The 7,729-nt window shown below is 40.7% G+C and carries 6 protein-coding genes; 3 read left to right on the forward strand and 3 right to left on the reverse strand.

From position 1 onward, the window contains the following. The coding region (locus tag PF272_RS12170) for an ESPR-type extended signal peptide-containing protein (protein ID WP_271142960.1) at positions 1 to 4,599 on the reverse strand (4,599 nt) is incomplete at its 3' end. 301 nt (positions 4,600 to 4,900) lie between these two features. After that, complete coding sequence (locus PF272_RS12175) at positions 4,901 to 5,227, reverse strand: ArsR/SmtB family transcription factor (protein ID WP_271142961.1); 327 nt, start codon at positions 5,225 to 5,227, stop codon at positions 4,901 to 4,903. Positions 5,228 to 5,344: 117 nt separating this feature from the next. Between PF272_RS12175 and PF272_RS12180 the strand changes: the two genes are divergently transcribed. The 3 genes from PF272_RS12180 to PF272_RS12190 all read left to right on the forward strand — a co-directional run bounded on the left by PF272_RS12180 (position 5,345) and on the right by PF272_RS12190 (position 6,907). Next, positions 5,345 to 5,779: a YeeE/YedE family protein gene (locus PF272_RS12180; RefSeq protein WP_461782259.1), complete on the forward strand. Its 435-nt coding sequence runs from the start codon at positions 5,345 to 5,347 to the stop codon at positions 5,777 to 5,779. After that, a complete protein-coding gene (locus PF272_RS12185) occupies positions 5,780 to 6,196 on the forward strand; it encodes a DUF6691 family protein (RefSeq protein WP_271142962.1) in 417 nt (138 codons plus the stop codon). 66 nt (positions 6,197 to 6,262) lie between these two features. Beyond that, positions 6,263 to 6,907, forward strand: coding sequence for an MBL fold metallo-hydrolase (locus PF272_RS12190; RefSeq protein ID WP_271142963.1), 645 nt, complete (start codon positions 6,263 to 6,265; stop codon positions 6,905 to 6,907). Positions 6,908 to 7,179: 272 nt separating this feature from the next. Here PF272_RS12190 and PF272_RS12195 read toward each other — a convergent pair. Further along, positions 7,180 to 7,729 (reverse strand): YadA-like family protein (locus PF272_RS12195; protein ID WP_271142964.1); only part of this gene is annotated, 550 nt, incomplete at its 5' end.

The following is a 7,729-nucleotide window of genomic DNA, read 5'->3' on the forward strand; positions in this document are numbered from 1 at the left end:
TCTTCTTTCGTCAGTGTAGACCGTTGAGCCGGCAACACCATCACGAAGCGCTTGGACTTTATTAACGGTCGTTGTGCCGTTTAAGCCGTCTTTACCTGCCGGTCCTTGCGCTCCTGTGTTACCCGGATCGCCCGGAATACCTTTAGTACCATCATTGGTTGTTACGGTTGCACCAGCAGCACCAGCTGCACCATCGTAACCATCAACACCGTTGATACCGTCTTTACCATTGGTTGCTAAACCAAGCTGAGCAGCTACCGCATCTAATTGACCTTTGTTAACTGCATCACCGGCTTCTGTCGCATCACCTACATTTTTAAGTGGGTTGCCACCGTTATCTAAGCCCTCACTTGTTAATGTAACTGGGTCTTTGCTGTCATCTGGTACTAAGTTACCTGTGCCTGTACCGTCGTCTTTTAACGGCGTTACCGCAACACCATTGCCATCAATCACGGTTTCAGTACCTGCACTACCATCTGCTCCTGGCGCTTTAGTAAAGGTTGCTGACTCTAAACCAGTTAAGACATTTTTCAAGGCAAAGCTTACTTCACCATTTTGACCCACGCCTGTCGTGATATTTTTATCGCCAGTAAAATCTAGACCAGTCGCTAAACCCACAGGAGTACCTACAGTTTCTTGACCATCGTTAGAGACCTTATAACGAAGCTTACCATCATCAGATAGACCTGCTAATTTATTGGCAGTTTCCTCCGTCAATGAAATGTTCAGACCGTCCGCGGTAGTTTTTACCGTCACATCCTTTTCATCACCTAGCACATCAAAGCTAATACCTCCTTGAGATGCAAGCACTCGAGCATTTGATACAGTACCAGCATCAGCATCACCTACTAATTTAATCGTATTGTTTTGTAATTGAGTTACGATAGCTTTATCGGCTTTGCCACTTAATCCAGTATTTAATTGTCTTACTGTAACAGCATCTGTTGGGTTTACACCTGGAGTAAGACCGACGAGTTTAGCGCCATTGACATTGATATTTTGGTTTGACGCTGTCAGAGAAGGACCGCCAGTACCTAAACGTAACGTCGAAGTATTGACTTCAGTCAAACCGCTAATTGTTTTAGCTAACTGAATTAACAAACTACCATTACTACCAGTTACTTTGATATTGCCTGTACTAAGATCTGTCGTGCTGGCAGCATCACCATAAATTTTTAAAGTTTGTCCAAGCTGCAAATTAACTTTTTCTGCGGTATTGTCACCCGTGAAGTTAACGCTTCCTGATGCGTTTTGTGCGGCATTAGCAATATCGGCTTGAAGCGAATCAACGACGGCAAAGAGTTGAGAGCCATTGATAGCATCAGTTGATTCTTTAGAAATTGTCCCGGCTGCCACACCTTGAAGCAAGCGAGAATTGCCATCACTACCAATAGTCACAATACTTGTCGGGTTATTACCAGCAAAAGCCTTACTTCCACTATATGCCTTACTCCAAAGCGTTGGCGTGTAAGCAGTACCGAGGTTTCGACTACCTTTTCCAGCAGAAACTTTAGCACTACCATGACCTAAGTAAACTGAATTTGCAAGAGAGGCATTTAACTTACTATTTTCTGTACCGCTTCCAAGTACAAAGACTTTATCTGCTGTTACATTGACATGGTTACCAACGACAAACGAACCTGTCTCTGTAACTGCTGGAGTATCCTTATCACCAATAGTAGAATGATTACCTAAGATATAGGAGTTATCGAAGTAAATCGTATTCGGGTCACCCAAAGTACCTGAATTATTGCCTGTAACTTTGTGACCATAACCAATGGCAATTGATTTAGAACCACCAACAGTATTTTTAGTACCGATAGCGATAGCATCGCTTCCTGTCGCTGTCGCCTCATAACCTATGGCAACGGCTAAATCACCCACTTTGCCACCTGTTTTGTAAGCACCATTGGTGTCTCTTTCGCCTGTCGTTGCTTTCCAGCCAATAGCTATACTATCTTTACCCCTAGCACCATCATTTTTAAAGTTAGTGGTATCCTGAAGTGCAAGTAAACGGGTTTCTTCTTGGGACAGCACACTATTAACTACATTATCTGCACTATCTGTCTTAAATGCTGTCTCTAACTGTTTCAAAGAAGCTTCTAATTTATCTTTATTAACAGCAGTTGGTGCTGAATCAAGATCAGTTGCAATCTTATTTAATTTTGCTGAAGTAGTTTTAAAGGTTTGGTGACTAGCTTCAATGCTTTGCAACTCTGACTTAATCTTGTTTAAAGCATTATCATCAATATCTTCACCATTGTATTTCTCACGTGCAACAAGTCCTAGATATTGTCTTCTTAATGAGACGTAATCGGTATATTCACGTTTCTTATTGACAATCCGACTTAGTTTAGCGGCTTCCCCGTTTTGAGACTCAATTGACAGGTATTGAAATAAACTAGAAGAGTTACTTGTGCCAATGACGCTACTGATACGATCATTTAAGCTTCTTAATTGTGCTACGTTCACTGCATCGTTATCCAAGTAACCAGAGGCGACGTTAGTAATACGACGTTCTTGGTTAGTTCTACCGACAGAAACTACCCCCGTAGCGGCACTTGTTGGAATTGAAATCGCACCGGGAGCCACCCAGCCCGGTTTACCAAGATCTTCTACATCATAGTCTGTTACTGACTCATAGCCTAAAGCCAAGGAGTTGTTGAGCGTAGCTTTAGAATTATTACCTATCGCCATTGAGTTAAACGCCGTTGCTTCAGACATAACCCCGATAGCAGAAGAGTTACGTGCTAGGTATTGGAAGCCACTATTATCATAAAGTCTAATTAAGGTAGGAAATTTCTGATCAAACTGACCGCTTTGTGCTTGAGTTGAACTAATAACCCGATAGCCTTTTGCTATAAGAGCATTACCTTCATCTATGCTTAAGAAGCCCCCAGCTTTAGCACCCATACCAAATACCAAGGAGTTATCTGCACTTGTTTTGGCTGAATATCCCATTGCGACACTATTAGCCCCGTTAACATATGAATTAACTCCTATCGCAACAGAGCTGGGTGCACTATCCGACACATAGGAATAAGAGCCAATCGCAATACCGGAGCTTGCGTCAGATACCGAATTATAGCCAACCGCAACCGAATTATCACGCAATGCAAATGCATAACGCCCCATTGCTAATGAGTTTTTTGCCCACTGCATTCCTGGGGTTTGCAGATCTCCGTCAGCTGATTGAATAGCATAGATGGGCTTGCCTGAAATTTCCATATACTCATTGCCATCATTGAGGTATTCTCCGGTACCATCTTTGATTGATGTTTGATCGTTGTTCTTTGTTTTACGAAATCTTCCATCCCGTCCTTTTTGAGCAAAAAGTTTATTATCTTCAAAAAGTCCATCAAGTTCTGTCGTTAACGTATTGACTTTATTTATGTAGTCAGTTTGATTGGTTTTATTGATGGAGCCGTCAGAATTAACCACCTGAATATCATGGATAGTCTTAAGATCGTTTTTTAACTTATCATAATGCGCTTGACGAATATACGCACCTGCCACAGTCGCATAACCAAAGGCAAGCGATCCTTGACCCACGGCTTTGGCTTGATAACCATAGGCAAACGTTCCTTTCTCTGTGGTTTCAGTCTGATTACCGACAGCGATAGAGTTAGCCGAATAAGCACGGACTTTTTCCCCAATTGCTGTTGCTCCTACTGCTTTTGCATCGATAAAAGTACGCATCCCCATGGCAGTAGAATAATCGGCTAAGGCAAACGATAGTGAGCCCAGTGCTGTGGAGGCTGTGCCACCTGCTACCGTACGTGAACCAATTGCGATGGCCCCCGTGCGAGCAGCATAAGTTGGTGAGTAGTTGCGAGTATCATGCCCGTCAAGGTTATTACTGATATATAAATCTTTAAAGTCATTATAAGGAAGCCAACCCTTGCTTTCTACTGCAGGAATAGGATTGCCGCCCGAATCAGTACCGTAACCATTACCGGAAAGGGGGGAAGCATACAACCCTTGATAGACATTCATAATTACTGGGACGGGAAGTTTGTCATCATGGCCGTAAAGATCGTCATTACCTATTGCAATTGAACTGCCACCTAGTGCATAAACGTCATTTCCCACAGCGGTTGCTTGAGTGTGAGCCAGTGAACGACTTCCTACCGCTGTAGCTTGCGAGCCTAAAACAACAGCTTTATTTCCGATAGCGACGCTCTTTACCGCACCTGGATCAATACCTACCCAATTATCTGTGGAGTCAAAAAGATTTAATGCGACTACTCCTTCTGGTAGACTGCAGGTATCGGTCTTAACACCATTCGCAATTTTAGGGTCATCTGGAGAAATTCTACCATCACAAGCATATACCCCTACATCATAAACTTTCGCATGGGCGACAAAAGGGTTTAAGCCTCCTATTGCAACAAGAGTGGCTAACCCAATAGATGATAATTTAAAAAGACGAATAGAAGAATCGTTTAAGGAAGTACCCTCCCCCCCTACGGTATTCCGCACAACCTGAAAAGCCCCTTGCTTTTCGGACTTTGCTTTACCGTGAGATTTTGTTAATTCAGAAACAACAACAAATACCCCTTTTGTTTTATCAAAAATAATTCTAAATATGTGATTCATAAAATACTTTCCCAATCAATAAGAACAATAAATTTCCATACGGGAAAGTAGTTAAACACCTTCTCCCCCCCCCCCCGGAATTCTGTAGTCTACTGTGTAGTGTAGTGATCCACTACATACCACTACATTCCCCTCATTCTACTCCTTAAAAATGTAGTGATCCACTACAAAATTAAGTCTACAACTACACAGCAATCTTCAGATAATTGATTTGAAAAAAGTAACAGACTTTTTTTGCTTGAAAAGTGAGCAGAAGAATCTGTTATTCAAAATGTGAAATATTTTTAGGGAGTTAATACTTCTAGTCCGAGTCCATATCATTCATACAATATAAGCCGTATAGGGTCTGCATGATTTGTAATATTCTCATATCACGAAATTGATAAAAGATTTTTTTGCCTTCGCGGCGTGTCGATACCATTTTACTTTTTCTGAGTATCGTTAGTTGTTGTGACAATGTTGGTTGGTATACCTGAGCGGTTTTTTCAATTTGTTGAACATTCAGCTCACCATCAATTAAGACACATAAAATTTTAAGACGATCAGGATTCGATAAGACTTTTAGACAATCAATGACAAGGTCGACTTTTGAAAGGTCTATTTTCATTTTTAATTCATTGGTTTTCATAAGCGTATCCTAAAAATCATCTTATTATTATACAAAAAACTAAGTATTATACAAAAAACTAAGTAATACTTGCATATATTATATTTAATTATATAATATTGTTAATGAATATATTGTTTGCGTGATTTGAATTGTATGTATGACTATTTGATTTCCTTTATGGGTGGATTATTGCTAGGTGTAGCTGTAGTTGGCTACCTATATATACATGGTCGTATTGCAGGAATTAGTGGATTAGTAGCACAAATTCTAAACCCTCAAATGATATTTAAGACACCTGCTATTTGGTTTATGTCAGGTTTGATCATTATCCCCTTCATTTATGGGCTATTTATTCAGCCAGAAATTGAATTGAATACCAGTCCGTTGATGATGATTATTGCTGGGTTATTGGTGGGGTTTGGGACACGCTTAGGTTCAGGCTGTACCAGCGGTCATGGCATTTGTGGGATCAGTCGTTTATCTAAACGTTCTATTCTAGCCACTATGAGTTTTATGTTCGCTGGATTTGTTACGGTTTACATGATTCGCCATGTCGCAGGAGCTTTCTAAATGAAGAATTTTCTTGCTTTCATTCTGGGTGGTTTGTTCTCTATAGGTTTGATGCTCTCTAGGATGTCTAATCCAGAAAAAGTGCTAAACTTCTTGGATTTGTTTGGTGATTGGGATGCCAGTCTAGCTTTCGTAATGATTGGAGCGATTATGGTGGCAATTATTCCTTTTCAAAAGGCGGTACACAGTCAGGCACCTCAAACCGTATCTAATGAGCCAATTGTATTACCTAGCAATCATAAAATTGATCTTAAACTGATATTAGGTAGCCTTTTATTTGGTATTGGTTGGGGGATTGCTGGGATATGTCCTGCACCAAGTTTTACCTTAATTGGTCTCGGGCATTATCAAGTTCTGTATTTTATTGTCGCGATGCTTGCTGGCGTGTTGATTCACCGTAAGTGGATAGGAGCTTAATCATGTCAAATTCCCCTATTATCAAAGATTTTTTTTCATGAAGATACCCATACTTTTAGTTATGTGGTGAGTGATCCTTCAACGAAAGCATGTGCAATTGTTGACAGTGTGCTGGATTATGACGCAGCCTCTGCCAGTACATCAACCACTCATGCAGGTAAGATTATTGCTTATGTCAAAGAGCAAGGTTTAACGGTTGAGTGGATTCTGGAAACCCATGTCCATGCCGATCACTTGACTGCGGCACAGTATCTCAAAACTACACTTGGCGGAAAGATTGCCATGAGCTTTAAAATTGCGATGGTTCGGGAGACTTTCGCTGCAATCTATCATCTGGATATCAAGCAATGGAATACTCAACAGATGTTTGACCACTTGTTTGAGGATTATGAGAAATTCCAGATTGACTCCATTGAGGCATATAGCATCCCCACACCTGGACATACGCCTGCCTGTTTGAGTTATGTTATTGGTGATGCTGTGTTTGTTGGTGGTACCTTGTTTATGCCAGATTATGGAACAGCACGTTGCGATTTTCCAAAAGGAAGCGCATCAACTCTTTTTGATTCCATACAAAGTTTGTATCAACTACCTGAAAGAACACGAGTATTTCTTTGCCATGATTATTTGCCAGAAAATCGTGATGCCTACATGTGTGAAACGGATATTCAGACTCAAAAAAATACAACATTCATGTTCACCAAGGCATAACCAAAGCTGAATTTGTTGAAACGCGTAATAAACGAGATGCGCTTTTAAGCATGCCAGAACTGATTTTACCTTCGATACAGATTAACATGAAAGCAGGACATTTTCCTGAGCCAGAAGACAATGGCGTTTCTTATCTAAAACTTCCACTTAATTACTTCAAGTAGGCAAATTTTATATCAGCTAACATAACCCACAACGAAACTGCATAGAGAAATAAGGCGAGTCGGACGGGAAAACTCGTCCGACCACCAGATTAAGAAAACAACTTTAAATTACCATTGGAAAGCTACACCTGCACCAGCATTAAATGTATCTTCTGTTGATGCACCTGCACTTATTTTCAGGATAACTCTACCATTATCAGACATTCTTGAATAGCCGACAGATATAGCTCCTTCATTTTCATAAGTACCAACACCGATACCAATAGCAGATTTACCCGCAAAGGTCACCTGTGGAATATTGGTCATTGCCGTAACTGTGGCAATACCTCCACGAAGTTGACGATTATTTCGATTCACTTTAGCATTTAAGTTATTTAATTTGTTATTAAGACCTGTTGTTAGGTTCTTAACGTTATTTTGCAGTGTATACAACTGACCGCCGGTAACGACATCTGTTGAATTTGCTGAGATTTTGCCGGGGGCTATACCTGTAATTTTACCTGTACCGTTACCATTTGAATCCATAGCAAAATTCAGACTTGAAGTACCATTAGTGCTAGCCAAAGAGATTGCTGTGTTACCGTTAGCATCTTTTACAGTAAGTCCATTTGCACCATAGTTTGCGGAGTTACCGTTAGCGTCTTTTACAGTAAGTCCA

This window comes from Gallibacterium faecale, assembly GCF_027920745.1.
In the GTDB taxonomy this organism is placed as follows: domain Bacteria; phylum Pseudomonadota; class Gammaproteobacteria; order Enterobacterales; family Pasteurellaceae; genus Gallibacterium; species Gallibacterium faecale.

What these genes read in the sequence shown, in the direction of transcription:
- PF272_RS12175 (WP_271142961.1), bottom strand. Translation starts at nt 5,227, where the DNA reads ATGAAAACCAATGAATTAAAAATGAAAATAGACCTTTCAAAAGTCGAC.
- PF272_RS12185 (WP_271142962.1), top strand. Translation starts at nt 5,780, where the DNA reads ATGAAGAATTTTCTTGCTTTCATTCTGGGTGGTTTGTTCTCTATAGGT.